Origin of the sequence: Kitasatospora sp. NPDC096147, from assembly GCF_044763225.1 — a bacterium.
Lineage (GTDB): Bacteria > Actinomycetota > Actinomycetes > Streptomycetales > Streptomycetaceae > Kitasatospora.
Genome location: NZ_JBIWFX010000001.1, coordinates 1,021,855 through 1,047,333, shown reverse-complemented (window position 1 = coordinate 1,047,333; position 25,479 = coordinate 1,021,855). Strand labels below are relative to the sequence as shown.

The 25,479-nt window shown below is 75.5% G+C and carries 22 protein-coding genes and 1 pseudogene; 11 read left to right on the top strand and 12 right to left on the bottom strand.

What is annotated here, in order from left to right; genetic code table 11:
* Nucleotides 1-31 precede the first annotated feature (31 nt).
* Nucleotides 32-3,064 (bottom strand): SpoIIE family protein phosphatase, encoded by a 3,033-nt coding sequence (locus ACIRBX_RS04515; RefSeq protein WP_402293666.1) that lies wholly within the window; start codon nucleotides 3,062-3,064, stop codon nucleotides 32-34.
* A 298-nt stretch (nucleotides 3,065-3,362) separates the two neighbouring features.
* Here ACIRBX_RS04515 and ACIRBX_RS04510 point away from each other — a divergent pair, with 298 nt between their 5' ends.
* Nucleotides 3,363-5,591, top strand: a complete 2,229-nt coding sequence (locus ACIRBX_RS04510) for an FUSC family protein (protein ID WP_402293665.1) — start codon at nucleotides 3,363-3,365, stop codon at nucleotides 5,589-5,591.
* Between the two features lie 77 nt (nucleotides 5,592-5,668).
* Nucleotides 5,669-6,868, top strand: a complete 1,200-nt coding sequence (locus ACIRBX_RS04505; RefSeq protein WP_402293664.1) for an MFS transporter — start codon at nucleotides 5,669-5,671, stop codon at nucleotides 6,866-6,868.
* Nucleotides 6,869-7,047: 179 nt separating this feature from the next.
* Here ACIRBX_RS04505 and ACIRBX_RS04500 read toward each other — a convergent pair whose 3' ends face one another.
* Both ACIRBX_RS04500 and ACIRBX_RS04495 read right to left on the bottom strand, forming a co-directional pair.
* Entirely contained in the window at nucleotides 7,048-7,446 is a 399-nt protein-coding gene (locus tag ACIRBX_RS04500; RefSeq protein WP_402293894.1) for an SRPBCC domain-containing protein, read from the bottom strand.
* Nucleotides 7,447-7,514: 68 nt separating this feature from the next.
* Complete coding sequence (locus ACIRBX_RS04495) at nucleotides 7,515-8,120, bottom strand: CGNR zinc finger domain-containing protein (RefSeq protein ID WP_402293663.1); 606 nt, start codon at nucleotides 8,118-8,120, stop codon at nucleotides 7,515-7,517.
* A 21-nt stretch (nucleotides 8,121-8,141) separates the two neighbouring features.
* Here ACIRBX_RS04495 and ACIRBX_RS04490 point away from each other — a divergent pair, with 21 nt between their 5' ends.
* Entirely contained in the window at nucleotides 8,142-8,594 is a 453-nt protein-coding gene (locus tag ACIRBX_RS04490; RefSeq protein WP_402293662.1) for a VOC family protein, read from the top strand.
* Between the two features lie 66 nt (nucleotides 8,595-8,660).
* On the opposite strand, the gene ACIRBX_RS04485 is transcribed toward ACIRBX_RS04490, so the two are convergent.
* On the bottom strand, nucleotides 8,661-10,286 hold the full coding sequence (locus ACIRBX_RS04485; RefSeq protein WP_402293661.1) for a hypothetical protein: 1,626 nt from the start codon (nucleotides 10,284-10,286) through the stop codon (nucleotides 8,661-8,663).
* A gap of 170 nt (nucleotides 10,287-10,456) precedes the next feature.
* Here ACIRBX_RS04485 and ACIRBX_RS04480 point away from each other — a divergent pair, with 170 nt between their 5' ends.
* Nucleotides 10,457-12,616, top strand: coding sequence for a tetratricopeptide repeat protein (locus tag ACIRBX_RS04480; protein WP_402293660.1), 2,160 nt, complete (start codon nucleotides 10,457-10,459; stop codon nucleotides 12,614-12,616).
* Between the two features lie 102 nt (nucleotides 12,617-12,718).
* On the opposite strand, the gene ACIRBX_RS04475 is transcribed toward ACIRBX_RS04480, so the two are convergent.
* Nucleotides 12,719-13,561 carry an NAD(P)H-binding protein gene (locus tag ACIRBX_RS04475; protein ID WP_402293659.1) on the bottom strand — a complete coding sequence of 281 codons (843 nt, stop codon included), beginning with the start codon at nucleotides 13,559-13,561 and terminating at the stop codon, nucleotides 12,719-12,721.
* 148 nt (nucleotides 13,562-13,709) lie between these two features.
* Between ACIRBX_RS04475 and ACIRBX_RS04470 the strand changes: the two genes are divergently transcribed.
* A complete protein-coding gene (locus ACIRBX_RS04470) occupies nucleotides 13,710-14,681 on the top strand; it encodes a helix-turn-helix transcriptional regulator (protein WP_402293658.1) in 972 nt (323 codons plus the stop codon).
* Between the two features lie 399 nt (nucleotides 14,682-15,080).
* Here the strand turns inward: ACIRBX_RS04470 and ACIRBX_RS04465 are convergent, their stop codons facing one another.
* Both ACIRBX_RS04465 and ACIRBX_RS04460 read right to left on the bottom strand, forming a co-directional pair.
* A complete protein-coding gene (locus ACIRBX_RS04465) occupies nucleotides 15,081-16,814 on the bottom strand; it encodes a translation initiation factor 2 (RefSeq protein WP_402293657.1) in 1,734 nt (577 codons plus the stop codon).
* Between the two features lie 128 nt (nucleotides 16,815-16,942).
* Nucleotides 16,943-18,145 (bottom strand): alpha/beta hydrolase, encoded by a 1,203-nt coding sequence (locus tag ACIRBX_RS04460; protein WP_402293656.1) that lies wholly within the window; start codon nucleotides 18,143-18,145, stop codon nucleotides 16,943-16,945.
* A gap of 135 nt (nucleotides 18,146-18,280) precedes the next feature.
* Between ACIRBX_RS04460 and ACIRBX_RS04455 the strand changes: the two genes are divergently transcribed.
* Both ACIRBX_RS04455 and ACIRBX_RS04450 read left to right on the top strand, forming a co-directional pair.
* Entirely contained in the window at nucleotides 18,281-18,406 is a 126-nt protein-coding gene (locus ACIRBX_RS04455; protein WP_402293655.1) for a hypothetical protein, read from the top strand.
* A 137-nt stretch (nucleotides 18,407-18,543) separates the two neighbouring features.
* Nucleotides 18,544-18,810, top strand: coding sequence for a hypothetical protein (locus ACIRBX_RS04450; protein ID WP_402293654.1), 267 nt, complete (start codon nucleotides 18,544-18,546; stop codon nucleotides 18,808-18,810).
* Nucleotides 18,811-18,897: 87 nt separating this feature from the next.
* Here the strand turns inward: ACIRBX_RS04450 and ACIRBX_RS04445 are convergent.
* Nucleotides 18,898-19,962 (bottom strand): annotated as a pseudogene (locus ACIRBX_RS04445) (RNA polymerase sigma factor); the annotation flags it as partial.
* A 321-nt stretch (nucleotides 19,963-20,283) separates the two neighbouring features.
* On the opposite strand from ACIRBX_RS04445, the gene ACIRBX_RS04440 reads away from it, so the two are divergent.
* A complete protein-coding gene (locus ACIRBX_RS04440) occupies nucleotides 20,284-20,781 on the top strand; it encodes a hypothetical protein (protein ID WP_402293653.1) in 498 nt (165 codons plus the stop codon).
* Between the two features lie 7 nt (nucleotides 20,782-20,788).
* Here ACIRBX_RS04440 and ACIRBX_RS04435 read toward each other — a convergent pair whose 3' ends face one another.
* Entirely contained in the window at nucleotides 20,789-21,196 is a 408-nt protein-coding gene (locus tag ACIRBX_RS04435; RefSeq protein ID WP_402293652.1) for a hypothetical protein, read from the bottom strand.
* 126 nt (nucleotides 21,197-21,322) lie between these two features.
* On the opposite strand from ACIRBX_RS04435, the gene ACIRBX_RS04430 reads away from it, so the two are divergent.
* Nucleotides 21,323-22,462 carry a CapA family protein gene (locus tag ACIRBX_RS04430; RefSeq protein ID WP_402293651.1) on the top strand — a complete coding sequence of 380 codons (1,140 nt, stop codon included), beginning with the start codon at nucleotides 21,323-21,325 and terminating at the stop codon, nucleotides 22,460-22,462.
* Nucleotides 22,463-22,477: 15 nt separating this feature from the next.
* On the opposite strand, the gene ACIRBX_RS04425 is transcribed toward ACIRBX_RS04430, so the two are convergent.
* From ACIRBX_RS04425 to ACIRBX_RS04415, 3 genes are all read right to left on the bottom strand, one after another.
* The gene (locus ACIRBX_RS04425) at nucleotides 22,478-23,383 is read right to left on the bottom strand and encodes an ABC transporter substrate-binding protein (RefSeq protein ID WP_402293650.1); all 906 of its coding nucleotides are present in this window, start codon (nucleotides 23,381-23,383) and stop codon (nucleotides 22,478-22,480) included.
* 301 nt (nucleotides 23,384-23,684) lie between these two features.
* Nucleotides 23,685-24,119 (bottom strand): YchJ family protein, encoded by a 435-nt coding sequence (locus ACIRBX_RS04420; protein ID WP_402293649.1) that lies wholly within the window; start codon nucleotides 24,117-24,119, stop codon nucleotides 23,685-23,687.
* Nucleotides 24,120-24,205: 86 nt separating this feature from the next.
* On the bottom strand, nucleotides 24,206-24,580 hold the full coding sequence (locus ACIRBX_RS04415) for an RNA-binding S4 domain-containing protein (protein ID WP_402293648.1): 375 nt from the start codon (nucleotides 24,578-24,580) through the stop codon (nucleotides 24,206-24,208).
* A gap of 92 nt (nucleotides 24,581-24,672) precedes the next feature.
* Here ACIRBX_RS04415 and ACIRBX_RS04410 point away from each other — a divergent pair, with 92 nt between their 5' ends.
* Entirely contained in the window at nucleotides 24,673-25,089 is a 417-nt protein-coding gene (locus tag ACIRBX_RS04410; protein WP_402293647.1) for a MerR family transcriptional regulator, read from the top strand.
* A gap of 34 nt (nucleotides 25,090-25,123) precedes the next feature.
* Nucleotides 25,124-25,450 carry a thioredoxin gene (gene trxA, locus ACIRBX_RS04405; protein ID WP_402293646.1) on the top strand — a complete coding sequence of 109 codons (327 nt, stop codon included), beginning with the start codon at nucleotides 25,124-25,126 and terminating at the stop codon, nucleotides 25,448-25,450.
* The last annotated feature ends 29 nt before the right edge of the window (nucleotides 25,451-25,479 follow it).

Here is a 25,479-nt window from a genome sequence, read left to right as displayed (position 1 = left end):
AGGCGGGTGTCCGGCGGGGGCTGACGCCCGGTCAGCTCCCCGCCGGGGGCTCCAGCTCGTACCAGACGATCTTGCCGGTGTCGGTGACCCGGGTGCCCCAGCGGTGGGCGAGCTCGTTCACCAGGTACATGCCCCGGCCGCCTTCGTCGGCCTCCCGGGCGATCCGGATGCGGGGCGGGCGGGGGTCGGCGTCGGTGACCTCGACGGTGAGCAGGCGGTCGCGGAAGATCCGCATCTCAACCGGGCGGCCGGCGTGCACCAGTGCGTTGGTGATCAGCTCGCTGGTGAGCAGCTCGGCCTGGTCGGCCAGCCCGCCGAAGCCCCAGGCGGTGAGCACCTCCCGGGTGAAGTGGCGGGCCCGGCCGGCCTCGGCCCGGCTCCGGCCGAGCGGGAGCACCGCGAAGCGGTCCGGGCCGACCGGCCGGGCCCGGGCCAGCAGGACGGCGACGTCGTCCTGTCCGGCCGGCGCCTCCATGGTGGCGAGCAGCGCGTCGCAGGTGCGCTCCAGGCTGCCCCGGCGGCGGGTGAGGGTGCGGCGGAGCAGTTCGAGGCCCTGGTCCAGGTCCTGGCCGCGCCGCTCCACCAGGCCGTCGGTGTAGAGCACCAGCAGGCCGTCCTCGGGCAGCGTGAAGGTGCGGTTGTGGAACGGCACCCCGCCGACGCCGAGCGGTGCGCCGGTGGGGAGTTCGACCAGCTCGGCCTCGCCGCCGGGCGGGGCCAGCACCGGCGGCAGGTGGCCGGCCGAGGCGGCGGTGCAGCTGCGGTCCAGCGGGTCGTAGACCACGCAGACGCAGGTGGCGAACTGACCGTCGCCGAGTGCGGTGGCGGCCTCGTCGAGGCGGCGCAGCAGCCGGGCCGGGTCCAGGTTGAGGGTGGCCAGGGTCCTTGCCACGGTGCGCAGTTGACCCATGGTGGCGGCGGCCAGGATGCCGTGGCCCATCACGTCGCCGACGATCAGCGCGACCCGCCCGCTGCCGATCGGCACCACGTCGAACCAGTCGCCGCCGACCTCGCTGACCACGCTGCTGGGCAGGTAGCGGTGGGCCAGCTCCAGGCCCAGCGACTGGTGCACCTCCTGCGGCAGCAGGCTGCGCTGCAGGGTCAGTGCGGTCTCCCGCTCGCGCCGGTAGAGCCGGGCGTTGTCGATGCAGACCGCCGCCCGGGCCGCCAGCTCCTCGGCGAGTGCCACGTCGTCGGCGGTGAACGGCTCCGGATTGACGGTCCGGATGAACTCGGCCCCGCCCAGCACCACCCCGCGTGCCATCAGCGGGACCATCACGTAGGAGTGCACCCCTGCGGCCAGGCCGGGCTCCACCCGGTCCGGTGCCGCCACGATCCGGTGCAGGGCCGCCTCGTCCACCTCCGCCACCAGGATCGAGCGGCGCGAACGCAGGCTCTCCGCATAGAGGTTGGCCGACCTGCTGGGCTCGCCGACGTCGTCGGCCGCCCCGGCCAGCACCTCCGAGCCGCGCACCTCGCCGACCGCCACCGCGCGCATCAGGGCCGGGCCGTCGTCCGGCGGTGGCCCGGGCTCCTCGCCCTCGACCACCGACTCCAGCAGGTCGACGGTGGCGAAGTCGGCGAACCTCGGCAGCACCACCTCCACCAACTCCTGTGCGGTGCGGGCGAGATCGAGGGTGGTGCCGATCCGGGTGCTGGCCTCGTTCAGCAGTGCCAGCCGCTGCTGGGCGGCGTGCGCCTCCTCCAGGGCGAACTGCCGGGCCCGGGCGGCGTCCCGCTCCCGGGTGTAGAGCAGCGCGTTGTCGACGGCCACCGCCGCCCGGGAGGCCAGCTCGGCGGCCAGGGCGGCGTCCTCGCCGTCGTACGGACGGGCCGTCAGGTTCCGGTAGAAGACCGCGATGCCGACCGCCGCGCCGCGTGCGATCAGCGGCACCACCATCAGGGTGTGCACCCCGTCCGCGCGCATAGCCGCCGCCGTCGCGGGCGCGTCGGCGAACCAGTGCGCGGCATCGCCGTCCAGGGTCGGCAGCAGCACCGGGCGGCGGTGCGCCAGTGCCCAGGCGTACGGGGCCGAGGGGTGGTAGTGGTGCACCGATCCGACCGGGGCGAGCGGCTTCATGTCCGAGCCGGGCACCGAGTGGAAGGCCATCCGGCGCAGCACCGCCGAGCGGTCGGCCGGGCTGGGCAGCTCGGCCGGCTGGCCGGCGGCCAGCGTGTCCAGGACCTCCACCACCACGGTGTCGGCCAGCGCCGGGGTCGCCACCTCGGCCAACTCCTGTGCGGTGCGGGCGAGATCGAGGGTGGTGCCGATCCGGGTGCTGGCCTCGTTGAGCAGCGCCAGCCGCTGCTGGGCCCGGGCCGCCCGGGCCTCGGCGCGGTACCGCTCGGTGACGTCCACGATGGTCGAGCTCACCCCGAGCACCCCGCCGTCCGGCCGGTCCAGCCGGAAGTAGGAGGCCGACCAGGCCCGGTCCCGGCCCGGATCGCCGGGGGTGCGGCCGTAGGAGCGGGCGTCCAGCACCGGCTCTCCGGTGGTGATCACGTGCCGCATCACCGCCTCGATCTCCTCGCCGTTGATCCCCGGCAGCACCTCGGTGACCCGGCGGCCCAGCTGGGCCTCGACCGGCAGCCCGTTCGCCCGGGCCAGCGCGTCGTTCAGCCGGACGAAGCGCAGATCGCCGTCGTAGACCGCCATGCCGACCGGGGACTGGCTGAAGAAGCTGTCCAGCACCGCCAGGTCGGCGTGCAGCCGGTGCACCGCCGTGACGTCCGAGGCCACCGCCAGGACCAGCGGGCGCCCGTCCGGGCCGAGCACCGGGTGGGTGCGGAACTCGAGGTTCACGTGGTGGCCGTTGCGGTGCAGCACCGGGAAGATCCCCGACCAGCCCCGGCCGGAGAGGATGTGCCGGAACAGGTCAAGCACCTCCGGCCGCTGGTCCTCGGTGACCAGCAGCTGGGCCGCCCGGGCGCCCACGGCCTGCCGGGCCGGGTAGCCGAGCAGGGCCTCGGCGTCGGCGCTCCAGTGCAGGATCCGGCCGTCCTCGGAGATCAGCGCAGTCGCGATCGGGACCATCAGGAGGCCGTCCTGCTCATCACTTCGCATGTGTCGACCACCGCCCGGGGGGCTGGGGCTGCTGTGGTGTCATCCTCGCACGGGGTGCGACCGGGGGCGCGGCCCGGCCGGGAGGCTCCGGAGGGGGCTCGCCGGGGTTGCGGACGGGCCTGCCGGGTGCCCTCGGGCGGGCGTACGGGCCCGGCCGGACCGGCGGAACGGATGGTCACGTTCCTGTAACGGGGGCGAAGCGAGCGCGACAACCGGCCCGCCTAGGGTCGCTCACAGAGGTCCCGGGACCGGGTCGGCCCGGAGTGGGCCGGAGCGGCCCGGGCGGGCCGGAGGTCCGATGACCCGGGGAGAGGGGGAGACCGTGCCGTACCGGCCGCCCGCCTGGTTGGCCCATCCGCTGCGCTGGTCGGGAGGCGGGCCCGTGCCCTGGCCCGCCGTACTGCGCGGGGCGCTGGGCACCGGTCCGGCGCTGGCCCTCGGGCTGGCCGTGGGGAGGCCGGCCGAGGCGATCGCGGCAGCGCTGGGAGCGCTGTTCGGGACGCTCAACGACCGGCCCGGGACGCGGCGGGTGGCGGCGGTGCGGATCGCCCTGCCGGCGCTGGCCGGGGCAGCCGGGTTCTTCGCGGCCTGGGTGCCGGGGTGGTGGGCGCTGCCGCTGCTCACCGTGGTCGGCCTGGTGAGCGGCGCGGTCAGCGTGGCCGGGCCGGTGTGGTCGGCGGCGGCCGTCCAGCTGCTGGTGCTGACGGCGGTCGGGGCGGGGATGCCGGTGGTGGCACCGCCCTGGGCGATGGCCGTGGCCTTCCTGGCCGGGGCGCTGTGGCAGCTGGCGCTCCGACTGGTCGTCAGCCCGTCCGGCGCGGACGGTGAGCGCCATGCGGTGGCGGCCGTCTTCGACGCGCTGGCCGAGGCCTTGGCCGCCGTCGGCACCCCCGGGGCGGAGGCGGCGCGGCGTCGGCTGACCGTCGCGTTGAACGAGGCCGACCTGGCGCTGCGGCTGTGCCGACCCCGGGCTGACGGCGCGTCGGGTGGGTCGGACAGGTCGGGCTGGTCGGGTGCCGCGGGGGAGTGGCGACGGCTGACGGAGCGGTTCGGGGCGGCGGCCATGCTCTGCGAGGCGAGTGTGGCGCTGCTCTGGGAGGGCGAGCCGGTGCCCGAGCGGATCGTCGCCGGGCCCCGGCGGCTGGCGGCGGCGGTCCGGGCGGGGGGACTGCCGGGGGCGGTGTCGGCTCCCGTGACGGACAGTCCGGCCAGGACGGCGTTCGACCGGGCGGTGCTGGAGGCGACCCTGACGTTCTCCGGTGGTGGAAGCGGTGGGACGGGCCCGGGAGTAGGGGAGCGACCGCGCGGGTGGGTCGCCGCCGTCCGATCGGGCCTGGCACGGGTGTGGGCGGTCCTGGCCCGGGAGAGGACGGCAGCCGGGGACCCCGAGGTGGTCCGCGTCCGGCTGTCGGACGGAGCCGGAGGCCGGCCGTGCTCGACGGACCGAGCGCCGAACGCCTCCGAACGCCTCCGGGCGTCGGGCTCCGCTCGGTGGCGTGCCGGGCTGACCTGCCCGGCCCCGGTGGGCCTGCCGCGAGCGTTCCCCGGCGGGGCCGTCGGCCGGCGGGACGGTGGAGCACCGGGACGGCCGTTGCGGGTGGGCGGTCCCGGGGCGCGGCCGACCGGGCCGGCGGGGCGGGAGTACGGACTGCGGGTGGCGGCCTGCGTGGCGGTGTCGACCGGGCTCGCGCTGCTGCTCGGGGCGGCGTACTGGTACTGGCTGCCCGTCACCGCCGCCTTCCTGGTGAAGCCGGACATCGGGCCGCTGTTCTCCCGGGTGGTCAGCCGGTGCGCCGGGACGGTCGCCGGGGTGCTGCTGGCGGCCGTGCTGCCCCACGGTCCGGAGCTGGCGACCGTGACGCTCGGCGGTGCGCTGGTGCCGCTGGCGGCCCGTCACTTCGCCGCCCAGACCGCCGTGGTCACCGTGACCGTGCTCGGCTTCGTCTCGCTGGCGGGTGACACCGGCGCGGCGGGCAGCCGCCTGGCCGACACCGTGCTGGCCTGCCTGGTGGTGCTGCTGGTCGGTCACCTGCCCCGGCTGACCTCGACCAGGACCCGGGTCGGCCACCGGTACGCCGTCGCGCTCCGGCACGCCCGCGATTACCTGGCGCACGTGCTGACCCCCGACCATCCGGCCCGCCCGGCCCGCCCGGCCCGCCCGGCCCGCGCCGAGCGGGACGCGCTGCGCCGGGCCGCCTACCGTTCGCTCGCGCAGGCGCGGTCCGCCGCCGAGACCGCCGCCGCCGAGCTGGGGGCGGACCGGGACTGGCTGCCGGTCGGGGGCCGGGTGGAGCGGATCGTGGACGCGATCACTGCCTGCGCGGTCCGCCTCGACCACGGCCGCCCGTACCCGAGCCGTCCCGAAGCCTGCCGGATCACCGGTGAACTGGCGCAACTGGCAAGTGAGTTGGAGGGTGCGGGGCCGTCGTCCTGGCCGCCGCCGACGGCTCCGCCGGACGGCTGCCGGACGCTGGCCGAGATCCACGGCGAGCTGCGGCGGATCCGGGTACTGACCACCGCTCGGTAGACTTCCCCGAGCCCTCGACCGGCGGTCAGCGGCGACCGCCCCCTGCCTCACCCCCTCACCCTGGAGTTGGTACCGCCATGCCGTTGGCGCTCCTCGCCCTCGCCCTCACCGCCTTCGCGATCGGCACCACCGAGTTCGCCGCGATGGGCCTGCTGCCGCAGGTCGCGGACGACCTCGCCGTCTCGGTCCCGCAGGCGGGCTGGCTGATCTCGATGTACGCGCTCGGCGTGGTGATCGGTGCGCCGCTGCTCACCGCCGCCGCGGCCCGGCTGCCCCGCAAGCGGGTGCTGGTCGGTCTGGCCGCGCTGTTCACCCTGGGGAACCTGCTCTGCGCGGTGGCCCCGAACTTCCCGCTGCTGGCCGCCGCCCGGCTGATCACCGGACTGCCGCACGGCGCCTTCTTCGGGGCCGGTGCGGTGGCCGCCGCCGAGCTGGCCGCCCCGCACCTGCGGGCCAGGGCGGTGGCGGTGATGTTCTCCGGGCTGACGGTCGCCACCATCCTCGGCGTGCCCGCCGCGACCCTGCTGGGCCAGCACCTCGGGTGGCGCTCGGCGATGCTCGTGGTGGTGGGCTGCGGGGCGGTCGGCACGCTCGCTCTGGCCCGGCTGCTGCCCGAGCTGCCCAGCCGGCCGGGGGCCGGGCTGCGCAGCGAGCTGGCCAGCTTCCGCAGCGGTCAACTCTGGCTCGCCCTCGGCACGGTGGTGACCGGCTGCGCCGGGCTGTTCGCCTGCTACACCTACATCACGCCCGTGCTCACCGAGGTGTCCGGCTTCTCCGGACAGGGCGTCACGGTGGTGCTCGCCCTGTTCGGCGTCGGGATGACGATCGGTAACCTGATCGGCGGCTACGCGGCCGACCGGGCGCTGCGCCCGTCGATCAGCGTGGCCTTCCTGCTGATGGCGCTGGCGCTGGGCCTGTTCGCGTTCACCGCGAGCACCCCGTGGGCGGCGGCGCTGACGGTGGTGCTGATCGGCACCTGCGGCTTCGCCACCGTGCCGACGGTGCAGACCCTGGTGATGCAGAAGGCCCGCACCGCCCCGACCCTGGCCTCGGCCACCGTGCAGGGCGCCTTCAACCTGGCCAACGCCCAGGGTGCCTACCTCGGCAGCGTGGCGCTGTCGGCCGGGCTCGGCTGGCTGTCGCCGACCGTGGTCGGCTCGGGCCTCGCCCTCACCGGCTGCGCGGTCGCCACCGTGGCGTGGGCGCTGGACCGTCCCGCGCGGCAGCCCGTCGCGGTCGAGCCGGCCGCGACCCCGGTCGCCGAGCGGATCGGCTGACCCTCCGTCAGGGCGCTCGGTCAGGGCGCTCGCTCAGGGGCCGCCGCCGGGCCGGTGGACCGGTCTGACCGTGCCCGCCCGGGATCGGCCCCGGGCGGGTAACGGGCCCGGAGCCGCGATCGACCGGCCCTCATCGGACGGGAAACGGCGGATCGGCTCCGGCCGGGGACCTGCCGGTCTCAGGGCCCGTCGAGCCCGGCGGCCACCAGGTCCATGACGGCCCGCCAGTGCGCCCGCTGCCGCTCGCGCTCGGCGGCGTCGGCCAGCCGCTCCTGGTGGAACCGGAGCACGGACTTCGAGCCATCCCCGGCCGGGGTCACGGTCAGCTGGACGGTGGTCGGGCCGTGGGTGAGCCGGAGCCGCACGCCGGGCCGGTAGCCGCGCACCTCGCCGGTCACGCCCGCGCCGGTCCGGTACGGGGTGCCCGGCACGGTGGGCAGGGCGGCGGTGCCCTCGCCGAGCCAGAGGGCCAGCCCCGCCGGGCTGGTGACGAAGTCCCAGACCAGCGGGCCGGGGTGCGGCAGCGTGCGGGAGACCCCGATCTCCCAGCCCACGTCCCTGGTGAGCCCGGTGGGCACGGCGGTGCCCGCCGTCGTGGCCGTGCTCCCGGTCGGGGCGGTCCTGCCGGTGGTGGCGGACATGGCGGTCATCCTTCCTCGGTGTGGCGGGCGCGCAGGGCCCGGACCTTGTGGCGGTTGCCGCAGTGCTCCATCGAGCACCAGCGGCGGTTCCCGGGGCGGGAGGTGTCGACGTACACCAGCTGGCAGTTGTCGGCCGAGCAGGTGCGGATGCGGTGTGCGGACGGGCCGGTGAGCAGGTCCACCGCGTCCCGGGCGACGGTGGCGACCAGCTGCGCGCCGGTCGCCCCGGCCGCCCAGTGGCGGGTGCCGTCGGCGGCGACGGCCGGGGCGAGGGAGGGGCGGGCGGCGGCCTCGTTGAGCAGCGCCAGCTCCTCGGTGGGCAGGGGGGTGCCGTCGAGGTGGGCGAAGACCAGGCCGAAGAGCGCGTCGCGTACCCGGCGCAGGTCGGTGACGTCCTGCCCGGTCACCGCCAGTTCCGGCGTCGGGGCGAGCCGTGAGCGCTCGGCGAAGACGGTGAGGTCGGCCGGGGCGTGCAGCACCTCGAAGTGCCGGTAGGGCCCCGGGCCGCCGGTGGTCATCAGCTCCAGGCAGAGTGCTCCGGCGTCGAAGCGGTAGGCGGTGCCGCTGCGCGAGTGCAGCGTCAGTCCTTTGGCGGTTGCGGCCGAATCCATGTAACCAATATAACTGGTTACATGGCACTGAGTTGGAAACTGGTCATCGACTGCACCGACGCCCCGGCCCTCGCGGACTTCTGGGCGGCTGCCCTGGAGTACGAGGTGGAGGACCCGAGCCCGCTGATCGAGCAGCTGCTCGCCGCCGGCCACCTGCCCGAGGCGGCGGTCGGCGAGCACCGGGGCCGCAAGGTCTTCCGGGGCTACGCCGCCGTCCGCCACCCCGAGGAACCCTTCGACCCGGCGAGCGGGGTCGGCAAGGGACGGCGGCTGCTGTTCCAGGAGGTCCCCGAGCCCAAGACCGTCAAGAACCGCCTGCACCTCGACCTGCACGCCGGGGACGAGGGCCTGCCGGGCCTGGTCGCCCGACTGGAGGGCCTCGGCGCGGTCCGGGTCCGGGAGGTGGACCAGGGGCCGGCCGGGCACTGGTGGGTGATGCGGGACCCCGAGGGCAACGAGTTCTGCGCCGCCTGACGCGGCGGCCGGGGGTGGTGGCGTGTTGCGCCACCACCCCCGGCCGCCGCTCGGTGGACCGCCGGGCTACCGGAGCACGGTGCCCTGCTGCTCGTCACAGTCGTCGGGGCCGGGCGTCCGGCACGGGACGGTGACCGTGTTGCTGGTGGCGGTCACCGGCTTGCAGTCGGGGTCGGAGGCCGTGGCGGTGGCCCGGTCGGTGACCTGACCGGCCGTCAGGTCGGCGGCCGTGACGGTGTACTCGGCCGTGCAGGTGGTCGAGGCACCCGGCGCCAGCGTGCCGACCGGGCAGGTCACCTGCGGGCTGCCCGGGCCCTCGTCGGTGACCTTCAGGCCGGTGAGCGGGACGGTGCCGGTGTTGGTCACCGTGAAGGTGTAGTGCAGCACCTGGCCGGGGGCGCTGAACGACTGCTCGGTGGCGGCCTTCACCACAGTGAGGCCGGTGGTGGCCGGCCGCTCGACCCGGACGGTGGTGGTGCACCCGCCCTCGGTGGCGCAACTGCCGCCCGGCGCGGTCGCGGTGGCGGTGTTGGTCAGCGCGCGGTCCCCGGTGTCGGGGGTGTTGACCGTGACCTGGTAGCTGACGGTCGCGGTGGTGCCGGGGTTCAGGACGCCGGTGTAGCTCAGGGTGCTGCCGGCCACCGAGGCGTTCCCGGTGGACGCGGTGACCGAGCCGGGCACCAGGGTGGCGTCGTCCAGGACGGCGGAGAGGTCGTCGCTGAAGTCGGCGTTGGCCGCGACGGTGCCGGTGTTGGCGAGGCTGACCGTGTAGGTGACGGTGGCGCCCTCCATGACCGGGCCGGCCGGGGTCACGCCCTTGGCCACGGTGTACGTCGGCGCCGTGCAGGTCCCGGCGTCCTGCGGGGCGGTGGCCCCGTAGAAGCCCGAGCCGGTGGCGACCACCGGCGTCACCGGCAGCGGCGCCGTCGAGTACGCGGTCGGCACGCCGTCCAGCCGGTTGATCGTGCCGTCCGAGCCGAACGCGTACACGCTGCCACCGGACTGCGCCGCGCCGAAGGTCAGCGGGACGGTGCCGATCCGGGTGAGGGTGTTGTCCGGGTGGATCCGGAAGACTGGGGAGCCGGCGCCGGGGGCGCTGACCTCGGTGGCGAACGCCAGGATGTCGCCGTCGGCGAGGGTCAGGAAGTCACCGGCCGAGACGAAGCCGGCCGGGAAGGCGTAGGGCGCCGCCGTGCTGGCGCCGGTCGCCGGGTCGATCAGGAAGATCTGCTGGGTGGTGAAGGAGCCCGCGATCAGCCGGCCGTCGGCGGCGGCGGTCAGTCCGTTCACCGCCTGGGAGGGCGGCAGCTCGGCGAGCGGGCCGGTCACCGCAGTGCTGCCGGTCTCGGCCCCGGTGGCCGGGTCCACGGTGTAGAGCACGGGCGCCGCCGGGAAGTTGACGCCGTACAGCTTCGAGCCGTCCGGGCTGAAGGCGATGTCCCCGTAGTCACGCGCCAGCGGCGCGGTGGCGAGCACCGCACCCGCGGTGTCGTACTCGACGAGCACCCGGGTCGCCCCGCCGGTGTTCGCCCAGAGCGGCGCGGGCGGGCAGTCGGCCCGCACGGCGTGCGGCGCGGGAGCGGCTGCGGCGGGCCCGGCCAGGGCGGTGCCGAGGCCCCCGCCCGCGAGGAGCAGGCCGAGGGCGGCGGCGCCGAGCGGGCGGCGCGGGGAGGTGCGGCGTATGCGGGTCATCGATGTGTCGCTCTCGATCGGAAATGGGCCGCCCTCAGTCTTCAACGGAGGGTGACTAGTCCGATACCTGGAGTGATCTCTTCGGGTGGGATGTACACATGCGACCACAACCCTTCCGGCCTGCGGAGCGTCTACAGTGTTGGCGGTCGAGGACGGAACGAGGGGTGGGCGTGGCGGAGCGACCGGAGTCCGAGGAAGTGGTCCGATCGAAGTCGGCCGGAGTCAACCGGGTGGACGGCGGCCGGGTGGACGGGCACCTGATCCAGGCTCAGGTGATCGAGCACCTGACGGTCAGCGGCCCCCGGCGTCCGGTGCCCGGCCAGCTCCCGCACACCCGGGGAAGGTTCTTCGACCGGGTCTCCGAACAGGCCCTCTGCACCGCGGAGTTGAACCACCGCCGGACCGGCCGTCCGGCGGTGGTGGTGCTCAGCGGCATCGGCGGGGTCGGCAAGAGCGAGCTGGGTGCCCACTGGGGGCACCGGATGCGCGAGCGCTTCCCGGACGGCCAGCTCTACGCCGACCTGGGCCGGCTGCGCCAGGACGACGGCGCCGTGGACTTCTCCGAGGTGCTCGGAGGCTGGCTGGAGTCGCTGGGCGTGGATGCCGCCTGGCTGCCGCCCACCCTGGCGGAGCGGCAGGCCATGTTCCGCTCCAGGACGGCCGGTGCCCGCCTGCTGGTCCTGCTCGACGACGTGGACGACGAGGTCGAGCTCGCCCTGCTCCTCCCGGCCGGCGAGGACAGTGCGGTCGTCGCCACCAGCCGGACCAGACTGCACGAGGCCGAGGCCGACGGTGCTCTCGCCGTGCCGCTCGGCATGCTGCCGTCCGGGGACGCCCGCCGTCTGCTGGCCGAGCTGATCGGCCCGGAGCTGGCGGCGGCCGAGAGCGAGGCCGTGGCCGAACTGGCCGACCGGTGTGGCGGGTTGCCGATCGCGCTCCGGGTCGTGGGGCTCAGGCTGCGCCGGATGCGCCGGGCCGGAGCCGCGGAGCTGGTCCGTCAACTGGCGGAGGCGGGCGCGGGCGGTGTGCCGGACGCCGGTGGCGGGACGATCGGAGGGGCGGACGTGGAAGCGCTCTGGGACGCCGGCTACCGGGCCCTGCCCGGGGATGCGGCGCTGCTGTACCGGTTGCTGGCCGACCACCCGGGTGGCGGGTTCAGTGCCGGCGCAGCCGCCGCGGCCACCGACCTCGACCTCTGGGCTGCCGAGGCGGCCATCGCCGAACTCGTCGACGCCGGACTGCTGGAGGAGGACGCCGAGGCCGAACGGCTCGGCTACCACTGCCTGTTGCGTGAGCACGCCGCCCGGATGGCCCGGATCGCCGACCCTAGTGGGATCGAGCGCGCGGCGGCCTGGCAGCGCACCGTGCACTGGTACGCGCGGCAGGCCGAGCGGGCGGACCGGGCGCTCGGCGAGCGGCTGCGGTACCAGGAGCCGCTGCCGGCCGGCCCCGGGCCGGACCTGGCGTTCGGCGACGGGCGGCAGGCGTTGGACTGGTTCCGCGCCCAGCGGCACAACCTGATGGCCTGTCTGCGGACCGCGAGCGGACTCGGTGACGACCAGATGGTCTGCCGGTTGGCCGAGCCGCTCTGGAAGCTGGTCGAGGACCAACGGCCGTATGACTACTGGGTCGAGGCGTACACTCTGGCGGTCGGTGCCGCCGAGCGGGAGGAGGAGCTGCTGCTGCTCGCCCGCTACCGGGCCCAGCTCGCCCGCGCCCACTGGGAGCGGCACGACTTCGCCGCCGCGCACGCCCAGCTGCGCCCGGCGCTGGCCGCCGCCCGGCTGGCCGGGGACCTACGGGCCACCGCCAGCGTGCTGGAGTTCACCGGGAAGGCCATGCTGGCCGAGGGGCGGCTGAACGAGGCCCAGACCGCCTTCGAGGATTCGCTGCGGATCAACGAGAACCTCCGGCAGGTGCGTGGCACCAGGCTCCAACTCCACCACCTGGGGCAGGTGTTGGACCGCCGCGGCCAGTGGGACGCGGCGGCCGAGGTGCTGCTGCGGGCCCACCGGCTCGGGGACGGGACGGACGAGCGCACCACCGCCCGCATCGCCACCACCCTGGGCGGGGTGCAGCTCCGGCTGGGCCGGCGCCGGCAGGCGGTCGAGCTCCTGGAGCAGGCGCTCGCGGTGTTCGTCGGACGGGACACCCCGACCGACCAGGCCCCGGTGCTGGAGCTGCTAGCCGAGGCCGCCTCGGCAGTCGGTGATGCTCCGGCGGCCCGTGGGTACCTGGATCGGGCCTGTCGGATCCACCAGGCCACCGGCAGCCCCCGGGCGTCCGAACTCGCCGAGCAGCTGGCGCAGTTCGAGTCGGTCGAGGGCTGACCGGGGGCGTCGGCGCGGGCCTTCCGGCAGACGGGCCGCCGGGGCGGGGCGGGGCGGGGCGGGGCGGTGTGGTGCGGAGCTGTGCCGTGCGGTGCGGGCCGGTCAGCGAAAGGCCGCCGCGTGCCGCCGGGCCCAGGCCGTGAAGGGCTGCGGGGCCCGGCCGAGCACCGCCTGGACGTCCGGGCTCGGCCGCTGCTCCTCGGCGGTCGGCTCGCCCAGGATGGCCAGGGTGCCGTCCACCACCGTCGGCGGGAGGAAGCGGGCCAGGTGCTCGCGCGCCTGCTCCCGGCTCAGGTCGACGAAGTGCACCGGCTCGCCGATCGCCGCACCCAGCGCCTCGGCCTGCTCGCGCGGCGAGACCGCCGCCGGCCCGGTGAGCTGGTAGGTCCGCCCGGCGTGGGCGCCGCTGCGGTCGGTGAGCACGGCCGCCGCGACGGCGGCGATGTCCGCCGGGTCCACCAGCGGCAGGCCGACCTCACCGAACGGGGCCGCCACCGTCCGGTGGGCCCGCACCGACTCCAGCCAGAGGAAGGCGTTCGAGGCGAAGCCGCCCGGCCGCAGCACGGTCCACTCCAGACCGCTCGCCCGCAGCGCCGCCTCGAAGCCCCGCAGGCCGTCGTGCGAGGCCAGACCCGGCCGGGTGCCCGCCGCCTGGGAGGACTGGAGCACCACCCGCCGGACCCCGGCTGCCTTCGCCACCCCGAGCAGCGCCTGCGGATCGAGCTCGGCCCCCGAGCCCGCGATCAGCAGGTGGAGCGCCTCGGCCCCCGCCAATGCCGGTTCCAGGGAGGCGGGTTCGGCCAGATCGGCCACCCGGTGGAGCACCCCCGTCGGCAGCCCCTCGGGGGTGTGCCGGGACACCGCCGTCACCTGCTCCCCGGCTTCGGCCAGCGCCTGCACCAGCGGTCGGCCGACGTTCCCGGTTGCTCCGGTCACCACGATCATCTTCTGCTCCGTTTCCGTTCCGGCCCCGGCCGTTCGTCCGGGGCGATGAGACCAGCCTCTCCGCGAAACCGGCCACCTTCGGGCCAGTTTTCCGAGCGGGTCCGAATCGGTCCCGAACCGGCCGGCCGGGGCAGCAGAATGACGCTCCATGAGAGCCGATCGACTGGTGGCCACCCTGCTCCTGCTTCAGCGGCGGGGCCGCGTCACGGTGGCCGAGGTGGCCGCCGAACTGGAGACCTCGGAGCGCACCGCCCGCCGCGACCTGGAGGCGCTGGCCGCCTCCGGCGTCCCGCTGTACTCCCAGCGCGGCCGGGGCGGTGGCTGGACCCTGGTCGGGGGTGCCCGCACCACCCTCAACGGGCTGACCACCGACGAGATCCGCGCGCTCTTCCTGACCGCCGGGCCGGTCGCCGACTCGCCCGGGGCCCGCACCGTGCTGCGCAAGCTGGTCCAGGCGCTGCCCGCGCCCCAGCGGGAGGGCGCCGAGGCAGCGGCCCGGGGCGGGGTGGCCGACCCGACCGACTGGTCCCGGGCGCCGGTCGGCGCCGCCGGGCCGCACCTGGAGGTGCTTCGGCGTGCCGTGGTGGAGGGTGAGCAGGTGCGGCTCGGCTACGCCACCCCGGGCCGCCCGGCACGCGAGCGGACGGTGCACCCGCTCGGCCTGGCCAGCAAGGCCGGGGTCGGCTACCTGGTCGCGGGCACCCCGGACGGGCTGCGCTCCTACCGCCTCAGCCGGGTCACCGGAGCCGTCCCGACCGGCGAACCGGTCGACCGCCCGGCCGACTTCGACCTCGGCACCGCCTGGCGCACCCTGACCGCGCGGATGGACCGGCGGCTGCACGCCGCCACCGTGCTGCTCCGCGCCGCGCCCGGCACCGAGGCGCTGCTGGAGCGCCTCGGCTCGGGCCGGGTCCGCGAGGTGGGCGAACTCCCGGACGGGTGGCGCGAGCTGGAGGTCGACGGCCCGTCACCCGAGGTGGTCGCGGCCTGGCTGGCCGGGCTCGGCGCCCGGATCGAGGTGCTGGCCCCGCCGCAGGCCCGAGCCGAACTGGCCCGGATCGGCGCCGAACTGACGGCTCGTTACGGTGAGGGCGGTACCGGGCCGGGGGAGGAGCAGTGACCGAGGTGGACCGCCAGGCCGGATTCGGCGTCGACTCCGTCGGAGGGGCCGGTACCGCGTTCCCGCCGAGCTTCCGGCCCGGCTGTCGGCGCTGCCGGCCGGCAGCGCGCTGCACGACCTGTACGGGACGCCGCGCGACCTCGACGGCCCGCTGATCGTCGTCCCGGAGCCGGAGCCGGAGCCGGAGCCGGAGCCGGAGCCGGAGCCGGAGGCGGCCCTGGCCGAGTGGCTGTCGGTGCGCAGCCCGTACCGGATCGGGGCGGTGGCGTCGGCCTCGGAGGGCGGGGTGGGCACCGGGCGCACGGCCGGAGCGGAGCGTCGGCGGTTCGGGGAGCGGCCGGGGGCACACCGACTTCGCGGCCGTGCTCGATCCGGACGGGCCTGGGGAGTGGCTGACCGTCAGGTGCCGGGCTCGGCGGGCTCGGCACGGTCGATGGTGGCGGTGTACCGGTGGCCGCCGATCTCGATCCGGACGGACCGGGGGACCGGCTGACCGGCGGTCAGCAGGTGGTGCAGGGCGGAGACGGCGAGCAGCGGGTCGGCGTCGCCGCGCAGGGTGGTGGTCAGCAGCTCGCCGGTGCGCAGGCGCAGCAGGCAGCGGTGCCGGTCCAGCACCACGGCGGCGATCCGGCAGGCGGGGTGGCGCTCCAGGGCCCGGGCCGGCCAGCCGGGGTCCGGGTCCGGATCGTGGCTGGTGAGGACGCTGGCGCTCTGGGCGGCCCGGCCGGATTCGGGGGTCAGCTCGGCCAGCCGGTGGCGGCGGGTGTGTCCGTCCGGCGCGGGTCGGGCCGGGGCCGGGTGCAGCTCGGTGAGCCCGGACGGGTGACGCTCCAGCCGGACCAGTGCGGGCCGGTCCGGCGTGGCGGGGGCCAGCAGCGTGGTGTGCACTGTCAGTCGGCGGGCCGGGGTGGTGGTGTCCGGCCGGGGCAGCGGGACCGGTTCGGCCGTCGGGGTGCGGGCCGGCGGGGTGAGGCCGAGCCGCCGGTAGGCCAGCTCGGCGAGCAGGGCCAGGGAGCCGTCCTCGGCGGCGAACGCTCCGGGGGGCAGCACGGCCGGTGCCAGGCTCTCGGCGAGCTGCGGAAGCAGGGCCGCGTCGAGGTCCAACTGTGGTGCGGTGGAGATGAGTTCGGACATCGGCGAGGCCGGGTCCAGCTCGCCGCCACCGTCCGTGGCGAGCAGCACCGGCAGCCCGGCGGCGGCTGCGTAGAGCGAGACCGAGCCGTGGTCGCCGATCAGCACCCGGGCGGCCACCAGCGCCGCCCGCCACCCCTCGTGCGGCGGCACGGCGATCAGCCCGGCGGTCCGGGCGGAGTGCTGCCGGAGCCGGAGGCCGAAGGCGCCGTGTTGGGCCCACTCGTTGGGGTGCAGCACCAGTGCGACCCGGTACTCGTCCACCGGCAGCTCGGCCAGCAGCCGGGTGAGCAGCTCCGGGTGACGCCGGCTCAGCGAGGCCGGGCCCCAGGTGGAGGAGACCACGACCAGCTGCTGCCCGGCCCGCAGCCCGAAGGCCCGGCGGTACTCGTCCCGCCAGGGCAGGCTGGCCCGGATCCGGTCGTGGCACGGGTCGCCGACCAGCACGGCCCGGGCGGCGGCGGGCGGGCAGGAGAGGGCCAGCCGGGCCAGCTGGGCGGGATGGCCCAGGCCGATGGCCGCCGCCACCGGGCGGCCCCGGTGCAGCAGTTGTCCGGCAGTCAGCCCGGACGGGCCGCCCGGGGCGCCGCTGCCGTGGCCACCGAGGCGCTTGTTGAAGCCTGCGCCGTGCGGGAGCAGCAGCAACGGCGCCCGCAGCTGGTGGAGTCGGCCGTTGGCGCTGGCCGCGAGCGCGAGGCCGTAGCGGTGTCGGACGGCCTCGGCCCAGGGGGTGAGGTGGATCCGGTGGCGTTCCAGCAGCTCCGGCAGGCCGTCGTCGTAGGCGGAGCCGGGGGCGATGGTCCAGTGCAGCCGGACCCGGTGGTCGTCGGCGAACACCGGGACGACGTCGAGCAGCCGGTTCAGGGTCGTCGCGGTGCGCACCACCAGGAGCACGTCCGCGAGCCCGGACGCGGCCCGGTCCGGACGGCCCGTCAGGTCCCCCTGGACCGGGGCCGGAGCGAGGGACGCCGCCGGCTCGGCCCGGGAGTCGGGGTGCGGCATGGCAGGGGGCTCCGTTCGTCGGCACCGCGCGCCGGCCGGGGGACTGACCGACCGTCACGGCGGCGGTCCCGCCGACCGGGCGGCGCGGCCGGTCGGCGGGTGGGGCACACCGCGACGATATCCCGCGGTCAGCCGCCGTTCCGGCTCCACTGGTGGATCACCTCGGGGTATCGCCCGGACGGCGCGTCGAGCAGGCCGCCGGGCCGGCCGAGCAGGAAGCGCTCGAAGAAGGCCCCGGTGTACGCGCGGACCAGCTCGGTGCCGCGCTGCGGGGCGATCGGGCCGAGCAGTGCCTCATAGGTCGGCCCGTCCCAGACCTCGGCCAGCCGGCCCGGCACGGCCAGGTGCGGGATGTCGGTCGCGGTCAGGTGGCCGCCTCCGGTGATCCGCAACTGCCGCCCCCAGGACCGGTGGTGATCCCGGAACAGCTGCCAGGTCTCGTGGTCCGCGAGCGAGGTCAGCAGCAGGAACGGGCGGTCCAGACCGACCGCCGGGACGGTGCTGCCGAACAGGCCGCCGTCCAGGTCCAGTCCGGCCGCGAAGCGGCGGTCCTGCCGGAGGGCCTCGGCCGCTGCCGCGCCGCCCAGCGAGTGCCCGAAGACCCCGACCGGCCGCCCGGCGGTGCCGGGCAGCAGCCGGGCCAGCCGGTCGGCCACGAAGCGCAGGTCGGCGGCCCGGACGGCGACCTCCTTGCGGTCCTGGGCGTCCCAGTCCTCCGGCTCGGCGGGCAGGTTGCCCGTCACCAGCCGTCCGTCCGGGAACTCGACCGCCGCCGCGTCGTGGGTGTGGTCCACGGCGGCGACCACGAAGCCGCGCGAGGCGAGCTCCTCGGCCAGCGCGGTCGCACCGGCCCGGATGCCGGTCCGCCCCGGGCTGAACAGCACCAGTGGGCCGGAGGGTTGCCCGCCCACCCCGCCGCCGCCCACCCCGCCGCCCGCCCCACCGCCGGGCGCCCCGGAGACCGCGTGGCCGCGCAGCCGTCCGACCAGCCCGGCGGGCAGGCCGAGCCCGGCCTCGACGGCCGCCGCCACCCGGGCGGAGGTGTAGGGGGCGTCCGGGCAGCCGCCCACCGAGCCCACGGCGTACCAGAGTTGGACCATCAGCTCGCGGGGCGCGGGCACCGGGGCGAACGGATCGGTGCGCTGACGGTCGATCAGGTGGACGGCCCGGGTGGCCACCCGGCGGGGGCCGGTCGGAGCGGTGAGCCGGACGGTGCGCGGGCCGGTGACGGCGGCCCGACCGGTGGTGGCGGCGGCCGGGCCGGCGGGGACGGCGAGCAGGGCGGCGGCCCCGCCTCCGGCAAGGGTCAGGACGGTACGGCGGGTCGGCACAACTTCCTCCGTGGGGGTGGGAGTTCAGCGACGGCCGGAGGTGGTCGGGGGCCGGATTGGTATACACCTCTGCGCGCCGCTGCCCGCACTGTAGCGAACTGCGGTGCCCGTCACGCCGGATGACAGGATGTCGGGATGACCGATGATCGGCATGCCGCGACGGCAGACCTGGTGGTCGTGCCGTTCGACAGCTACCACCTCACCGGGCTGTACGGCGACCGGCCCGACCCCGCCCGGGTGGCCTCGTACGGTCTGACCTGAGGCCCTGAGGAGCACCACGTCGGCATCCGGCGGGGCGGAGCCACCCTGGCCCACGCCGGGATGACGGTGCTGCCGATCTCGGTGGGCGGCGTGCGCACCCGGGTGGTGGGCCTCGGCGGGGTGGGCGTCACCGAGCGATGCGGGGGCGGGGTCTGGCCCGCCTTGTGGTCGGCGGGGCGCTGGAGCGGGCGGCCGGGCTCGGGCCGGAGCCGGCCATCGTGTTCTGCCGCCCCGACGAGGCCGGCCTCTACGCCGCCCTGGACCGGCGGGAGATCACCGGGCCGGTCGAGGTGGAGCAGCCCGGAGGCCCGGTGGTGATGCCGCTGCTGACCAGGTGGCACCCGCTGCGGGACGGGGCGGGCCGGCCCGCCGGAGCGGTGTGGCTGCACGCGCTGCCGATCTGACGGCGGGTGGCGTGCCGGAGGGCCCGGTGCGGTGGTGTCACCGTGCCGGGCCCTCCGATGGCGTGCGGGCGGGGGAGGTCGTCCAGGTCAGTCCAGGTAGTCCCGGAGCACCTGCGAGCGCGAGGGGTGGCGCAGCTTGGACATGGTCTTGGACTCGATCTGGCGGATCCGCTCGCGGGTCACGCCGTAGACCTTGCCGATCTCATCCAGGGTCTTCGGCTGGCCGTCGGTGAGGCCGAAGCGCATCGACACCACGCCCGCCTCGCGCTCCGCCAGGGTGTCGAGCACGGAGTGCAGCTGCTCCTGGAGCAGGGTGAAGGAGACCGCGTCGGCCGGCACGACCGCCTCGGAGTCCTCGATCAGGTCACCGAACTCGCTGTCGCCCTCGTCGCCGAGCGGGGTGTGCAGCGAGATCGGCTCGCGGCCGTACTTCTGGACCTCGACCACCTTCTCCGGCGTCATGTCCAGCTCCCGGCCGAGCTCCTCCGGGGTGGGCTCGCGGCCCAGGTCCTGGAGCATCTGGCGCTGCACGCGGGCCAGCTTGTTGATGACCTCGACCATGTGCACCGGGATGCGGATGGTGCGGGCCTGGTCGGCCATCGCGCGGGTGATGGCCTGCCGGATCCACCAGGTCGCGTAGGTCGAGAACTTGAAGCCCTTGGTGTAGTCGAACTTCTCGACCGCGCGGATCAGACCGACGTTCCCTTCCTGGATCAGGTCCAGGAAGAGCATGCCGCGACCGGTGTAGCGCTTGGCCAGCGAGACCACCAGGCGGAGGTTGGCCTCCAGCAGGTGGTTCTTGGCCCGGCGGCCGTCCTCGGCCAGCAGCTCCATCTCGCGGCGCAGCTGCGGGGACATCGAGTCGTCGGTGTCCACCCGCTCCTCGGCGAACAGGCCGGCCTCGATCCGCTTGGCGAGCTCGACCTCTTGCTCGGCGTTGAGCAGCGGGACCTTGCCGATCTGCTTCAGGTAGTCCTTGACCGGGTCGGCCGTGGCACCGGCCGTGGCCACCTGCTGGGCCGGGGCGTCGTCCTCGTCCCCGTCGGAGAGCACGAAGACCTCGGTCTCCTGCTCCTCCGGCTCCGCCGCGGCCCCGGCGCCGTTCTCCTCCCACCCGGAGTCCTCGGACTCGGACGGCTGTGCGGCCACCGGCACCTTGGCGGTGGCCCGCTTGACGGGACGCTTCTTCTCGGCGACGGAAACCCTGCTGGGCGAGCTGAGCGACACGAGGAGCCTCTCACAAGGGGAGTGGGACAGCGCGGGTACGGACTCGTCCCGCGCGACAACACCTCCCCTTCCATCGCAGGAGGAGTCGATCCGTTACGGATCTAATTACGTGACGTGGACCACGGTATTGCGCCCAATGGCCGAATCGCGCTACGTCCGACCGGCCGGATATGGGGTGGTTCGCACCGGATGGCCGGGAACCAGCCAGAGTTGAACGCGTTCAGTTCATCTGGCAGGCTCGGCCCGGTGAGTGGCGAACGACGTGGGGCGGGCACGGCCCGGTGGATGCGCGGGGCGGGGGCGGCGGTGGCGCTGCTGCTCGTCGGGGCGGCGCTGTACGGGGGTGCCAGGCTGGTCGTCGGCCTCTGGTGGGCGGGCGCGACCGACGTCCCGGTGTCGGCCGCAGTGCCGCCGACGCCGCCGGAGGCTCTCGTGGGGGACTGGCGCGGTGCGGGCGAGGTGCGGCTGACGCTCCGTCCGGACGGGTCGGCCGCCGTACGGGGCCTGGACGTCACCGGGCACGACGCGGCCCGGGGCTGGCGGCTGACCGGTGACGGCGGTTGGCAGCGGAGTGGCGGGCGGCTGCTGGTCACCATGACCGCCCGGGCGGCGGCGGAGCGGCAGGGGTCGCCGTCCGTCGAGCCGCCGTCCGCGTACACCTGGGTCTTCCAGGAGCGCCCGGACGGTCGCGGTGGGCTGGTGCTCGCCGCGAGCGCGGGGGCGGCGGCGGACCTGATGCGCTGACGGGGGGTCAGCAGAAGGTCTGGATGTAGAGGAGCACCCGGCCGTCCTCGCTGGTGAACTCGTACGCCACGTGGCTGAGCATGCCGTCGGCGCCGTACAGCTGAGCCACCTCCTGCCAGGCGGCGAGGCGGTCGGCGCGCGGGAGGAAGGCGGGGAGCCAGCGGTTGGTGGCCTCGTCGTGGTGGTCGGGGCCGCTGAGGGCCATCTCGTCGGCGGCGGTTGCCATCCGCTTGGCCCGGCGGGGGTCGAGCGGGCCCCGGGAGAGCACCCAGTGGTGGCCCTCGGCGTCGGTGAAGGCCCGGGCGGTCATCGGGTCGACGATGGTGCCGTAGTCCTCGTCGGGCTCGGGCTCGCGCGGGACGGCGGCCACCATGGCGGCGAAGGTCGCGGGCTGGGAGCGGTTCCTCTTCGACATCCGCGCAGTATGGCAGAGGCCCTTGTGGACCGTGATCTTCCGCTTCCGTGGGGGAAATGTGTTCCAGAGGTGGGGGTGTGTCGTAACCTCAGGTGCTCACGTATCGAATTCGGGGGGAAACTCGTCATGCGCCGTGCCGTGTCCGCAGCCGCGCTGGTGGCCGCTCTGGCCTTGGTCGCCGGTTGCAGCGAAGAGCCGCACCCGGCCGGCGGTGACCACGTCGAGCCCGGCTCGGCCCAGCAGTCCGCCGCCCAGTCGTCCGGCGCCGCCCAGCCGTCCGGCGGCGCGGCGTCGACCACTCCGGCGGCTCCGTCGGCCGCACCCGGGACGACCTTCACGGTGGCCTTCGCGGGGGACGTGCACTTCGAGTCCCGGACCGAGAGCCGGCTGAACGTCAAGGCGCCGGAGCAGGCGCTCGGGCCGATCTCCAAGAAGCTGGCCGACGCCGACCTGTCGGTGCTCAACCTGGAGACCGCGATCACCGAGCGCGGCGCGCCCGAGGCGAAGACCTACACCTTCCGCACCCCGGCCCGCACCCTCAAGGTGCTCCAGGACTCGGGCGTGGACGTGGTCTCGATGGCGAACAACCACGCGGTGGACTTCGGCCAGCCGGGGCTGACCGACACCCTGGCGGCCAAGGCGTCCTCGCCGATCCCGGTGGTGGGCTTCGGCAAGGACGCCACCGAGGCGTTCGCCCCCTACCTGGCCGACGTGAAGGGCGTGAAGGTCGCGGTGCTCGGGGCCAGCCAGGTCAACGAGGAGACCAACAAGAAGTGGCGGGCCGGGGTCGGCAAGGCCGGCATCGCCTCGGCGCTGGACGAGCCCGCCCTGATCAAGGCGGTCGAGCAGGCCAAGGCCCAGGCGTCCGTCGTGCTGGTCTACCTGCACTGGGGCGACGAGGGGAAGGCATGCCCGACCGCCGCACAGACCTCGATCGCCAAGAAGCTGGCCGACGCCGGAGCCACCGCCGTGGTCGGCACGCACGCCCACACCATGCTGGGCGCGGGCATGCTCGGCGACACCTACGTGGGCTACGGCTTCGGCAACTTCCTCTGGTACGCCACCTCCAGCTACGCCAACTCCAACGAGACCGGGGTGACCACCCTGACCGTGACGGCCGAGGGCAAGGTCACCGCCGAGGAGTTCACCCCGGCCGAGATCAACGCGCAGGGCGTGCCGGTCCCGGAGACCGGGGCCAAGGCCGCCGCCTCGCTCAAGCGGCGCGAGGGGCTGCGCGGCTGCACCGGCCTGGCCCCGGTCAAGTAGGCCCCGGGAGCCCGGTCAGCGACCGCCGTTGACCACCGCGCTGCTGACGGCGCCGCCGGGTACGCCCCAGCGCTCCAGGATGCGGTCGTACTCGCCGTTGCGGATCAGCTGGTCCAGCGCCTTGGCCAGCACGTCGCGCAGCGCGGTGGAGTCCTTGGCCAGGGCGATGCCGTAGGGGCTGGTCAGGAACTGACCGCCCGTCACCTGGAAGCGGCCGCCGCCCTGGCCGTCCCGGGTGTTGTACTCGGCCACCGGGTAGTCGTTCAGATCGGCCACCGCCCGGCCGGCCGCGACCTCGGCCAGCGCCTGCTGGTCGGTGTCGGTCCGGCGGATGGTCAGCGGTTTGCCGGCCTTCGTGCAGGCGGCGGTCTGCCGTTGGGCGATCTCGTCCTGCACGGTGCCGCGCTGGAGCGCCACGGTCTGGCCGCACAGGTCGTCGAGCGAGCCGATCCCGGCCGGATTGCCCCGGCGCACCAGGATCGAGGTGCCGGTGACGAAGTAGTCCACGAAGTCGACGCCGGAGTCGGTGGTCCGCCCCTGGTCGTCCAGGCCCTGCTGGCGCTGGCGGGTGTCCAGCACGGCCGACACGGCGAGGTCCACCCGGCGTTCCCGGACGGCGGGCAGCACCTTCTCGAACGGCAGGTCGGTGAACTCCACCCGCAGGCCCAGGTGGCTGCCGAGGGCCCGCGCCAGGTCGATGTCCAGGCCGGCCGGGGTGCCGTCCGGCTGCTTGAAGTCCACGGGCGGGTAGTTGAGGTCGGTGGCGATCCGCAGGACGCCCGCATCCCGTACGGCGCGCGGGAGTTGGGCACGGAGCGAGCCGGCGGAACCCGGCTCGGTGGTGGTGGAGCCGGCGCAGGCGGCCAGCGTCAGGCAGCCCAGGACCGCGAGGGTGCGGCCGGGCACGGTGGAGACGTGCATGGCGGGGTGCTTCCTGAGGGAGGGAAGTAGAGGGGGAAGCCGCCGCCGTCCGGGCTGCCGGGGTGGTGCAGCCGAGCGGTGCGCGGGCCTCGCCGTGCCCCTGGTACCGCCGCCGTGTGGGCGGCCGGCCGGTCGGCTGAAAGGCCCGCCGTACGGGGCGGGACCGCCATCCTCGCACCCCGGGCCGCGCGGAGTGCCACCACCCCCTGGCCGGGCCGGGACGCCCGTGCGGCGCCTGCTCGGTGCGGGTCCGTCCCGATCCGGACCGCCATCGCGTGTCCGCGGCGGCGCTCCGCCTCCGCTACTGCGCGTCGAGGTAGACCCAGGCGCCGTCCTCGCGGACGAAGCGGCTGTGCTCCTCCATCGAGCCCGGCTCGCCGCCGTCCCGGTAGTGCGCGCGGAAGGTGACGGTGCCTTCGGCGTGGAAGGCGCCGCCCTCGCTGGTGGCCAGCACTTCCAGCCGCTCCCAGATCAGGCCCGGATCGAAGTCCACCGAGGTCGGGCGGGTCGCGGCGGCCCAACTGCGCAGCAGGTAGGGCTCGTCCCGCACGGCGAAGGCGGTGTAGCGCGAGCGCATCAGCTGCTCGGCGGTCGCGGCCGGCTTCTCGCCCCGGTGCAGCGGCCCGCAGCAGTCGCCGTACGAGGCCGCCCGCCCGCACGGGCAGGGGGTGATGGCGGTCACGGCGGGACGGGTCGGCCGGGTGGGCCGGGGCGTGGGCTTCTGGCGTCGGGACATCGCACCATTGTCGCCCACGGCGGAGGCCGTCCGGGCCGGTGTCGGTCCCGGGGAGGGGCCGGGGAGGGGCCGGGGTGGCGCTCCGGTCAGACGCCGCGCAGGCGCTCCATCTCGCGGCGGTCGCGCTTGGTCGGGCGGCCGGTGCCCCGGTCGCGGATGCCGAGCGCGGCGGCCTCCGCCCGGGGCGGGGGCGGCGGGCTGTCGTCCCGGTAGCACTCGGCGGCGATCTCGGCCCCGACCCGCTTGCGGATCAGCTTGCGGACCGTCACCACCCGCTCCCGGCCGTCGTGGTAGACCCGCACCACGTCGCCCTCGCGGACCACCTGGGCGGGCTTGGCCCGCTCGTCGTTGACCTTGACGTGCCCGGCCCGGCAGGCGGCGCCGGCCATCGAGCGGGTCTTGGTCAGCCGCACCGACCAGATCCAGCTGTCCACCCGTACGCTCAGCTCTTCGTCCGCCATGCCCCGACCCTACCCCCGGCCGCGCGCCGGGCCCGGCGGATTTCCCCGGAGGGGTTGGCGTTGACGTCGGGGGCAAGGTCTACCGTCGGGGCATGCGGATCGGAGAACTCGCGGCACGGGCCGACACCACCACGCGCACCCTGCGGTACTACGAGTCGCGCGGTCTGCTGACCGCGCGGCGGAGCGTCAACGGCTACCGCACGTACGACGAGGAGGACCTCCGGATGCTGCGGCAGATCCGGATGCTCCAGGACTTCGGCTTCGGGCTGGAGGAGACCCGGCCGTTCGTGGAGTGCCTGCGGGCGGGCCACCCGGCCGGGGACTCCTGCCCGGCCTCGCTCCAGGTCTACCGGGCCAAGCTGGCCGAGCTGGACGAGTGCATCGACCGGCTGCGCCAGGTCCGCGACCAGGTCGGGGCCCAACTCCTGCGCGCGGAGGAGGACATGGCGCGGCTCGCCGAGGGGGCGGCCGGTGCCGATCCCTCCTGCGAGCTCCGTCCGCATCCCTGAGACCGACCACCACCTGCCCCGGGAGGGCCTTCCGATGAGTGCTCAGCTGACCTCCGTCACCGACCTGACCTTCGCCGAGGAGGTGCTCGCGGCCGACCTGCCGGTGCTGGTGAAGTTCACCGCCGACTGGTGCCCGCCCTGCCGGATGATCGCCCCGGTGCTGGCGGACATCGCGGCCGAGCGGGCCGGCACCCTGCGGGTGGTCCAGCTCGACGTGGACACCAATCCGGAGACCCAGGCCGCCTACGGCGTGCTGTCGATGCCGACCCTGATGGTCTTCCGGGACGGCCGGCCGGTGAAGTCGGTGGTCGGTGCGCGGGCGAAGGCGCGGCTGCTGCGCGAGCTGGAGGACGTGATCTGACACCGCTTCGGCGCCGCCGTCCCCGCGCC

Coding starts and splice junctions, on each gene's coding strand:
- ACIRBX_RS04515 (WP_402293666.1), bottom strand. CDS start 3,064: ATGCGAAGTGATGAGCAGGACGGCCTCCTGATGGTCCCGATCGCGACT.
- ACIRBX_RS04510 (WP_402293665.1), top strand. CDS start 3,363: ATGACCCGGGGAGAGGGGGAGACCGTGCCGTACCGGCCGCCCGCCTGG.
- ACIRBX_RS04505 (WP_402293664.1), top strand. CDS start 5,669: ATGCCGTTGGCGCTCCTCGCCCTCGCCCTCACCGCCTTCGCGATCGGC.
- ACIRBX_RS04495 (WP_402293663.1), bottom strand. CDS start 8,120: ATGGATTCGGCCGCAACCGCCAAAGGACTGACGCTGCACTCGCGCAGC.
- ACIRBX_RS04490 (WP_402293662.1), top strand. CDS start 8,142: ATGGCACTGAGTTGGAAACTGGTCATCGACTGCACCGACGCCCCGGCC.
- ACIRBX_RS04485 (WP_402293661.1), bottom strand. CDS start 10,286: ATGACCCGCATACGCCGCACCTCCCCGCGCCGCCCGCTCGGCGCCGCC.
- ACIRBX_RS04475 (WP_402293659.1), bottom strand. CDS start 13,561: ATGATCGTGGTGACCGGAGCAACCGGGAACGTCGGCCGACCGCTGGTG.
- ACIRBX_RS04470 (WP_402293658.1), top strand. CDS start 13,710: ATGAGAGCCGATCGACTGGTGGCCACCCTGCTCCTGCTTCAGCGGCGG.
- ACIRBX_RS04465 (WP_402293657.1), bottom strand. CDS start 16,814: ATGCCGCACCCCGACTCCCGGGCCGAGCCGGCGGCGTCCCTCGCTCCG.
- ACIRBX_RS04455 (WP_402293655.1), top strand. CDS start 18,281: ATGACCGATGATCGGCATGCCGCGACGGCAGACCTGGTGGTCGTGCCG.
- ACIRBX_RS04450 (WP_402293654.1), top strand. CDS start 18,544: ATGCGGGGGCGGGGTCTGGCCCGCCTTGTGGTCGGCGGGGCGCTGGAG.
- ACIRBX_RS04435 (WP_402293652.1), bottom strand. CDS start 21,196: ATGTCGAAGAGGAACCGCTCCCAGCCCGCGACCTTCGCCGCCATGGTG.
- ACIRBX_RS04430 (WP_402293651.1), top strand. CDS start 21,323: ATGCGCCGTGCCGTGTCCGCAGCCGCGCTGGTGGCCGCTCTGGCCTTG.
- ACIRBX_RS04425 (WP_402293650.1), bottom strand. CDS start 23,383: ATGCACGTCTCCACCGTGCCCGGCCGCACCCTCGCGGTCCTGGGCTGC.
- ACIRBX_RS04420 (WP_402293649.1), bottom strand. CDS start 24,119: ATGTCCCGACGCCAGAAGCCCACGCCCCGGCCCACCCGGCCGACCCGT.
- ACIRBX_RS04415 (WP_402293648.1), bottom strand. CDS start 24,580: ATGGCGGACGAAGAGCTGAGCGTACGGGTGGACAGCTGGATCTGGTCG.
- ACIRBX_RS04410 (WP_402293647.1), top strand. CDS start 24,673: ATGCGGATCGGAGAACTCGCGGCACGGGCCGACACCACCACGCGCACC.
- trxA (WP_402293646.1), top strand. CDS start 25,124: ATGAGTGCTCAGCTGACCTCCGTCACCGACCTGACCTTCGCCGAGGAG.